Here is a 396-nt window from a genome sequence, read left to right on the forward strand (position 1 = left end):
CAGCCTATTTGCGGCTACCCAAGGCTTATCGCAGCTTATCGCGTCCTTCTTCGGCTCCTAGTGCCAAGGCATTCACCATGCGCCCTTTGTAGCTTGACCTTAAAATTGTATTCTTACAAAGGATTTTTATATACCTTTAGCTTTACTTTATTCACTGTGCAATTTTCAAAGAACATAGCTAGRCATCCAAAATCTACGATTTTGTGATGRTCAGCTACTTCTCAATTTTATTGAGAAGTTTCAATTTTGAGAGAATGGTCTCTCAAAATTAAACAGAGAATTCAGCCTTTAGAAAGAATTTTCTTCTTTCTATTCTCCTTAGAAAGGAGGTGATCCAGCCGCAGGTTCTCCTACGGCTACCTTGTTACGACTTCACCCCAATCACTAATCCCACCT

Annotated in this window: 2 rRNA genes; both read right to left on the reverse strand. The window is 40.1% G+C overall.

The features are described from left to right. Nucleotides 1–99 (reverse strand): 23S ribosomal RNA (locus ACYUEW_RS19085); the annotation flags it as partial. A gap of 223 nt (nucleotides 100–322) precedes the next feature. After that, a 16S ribosomal RNA gene (locus tag ACYUEW_RS19090) occupies nucleotides 323–396 on the reverse strand; the annotation flags it as partial.

The organism is Clostridium sp. CTA-1 (assembly GCF_054768215.1).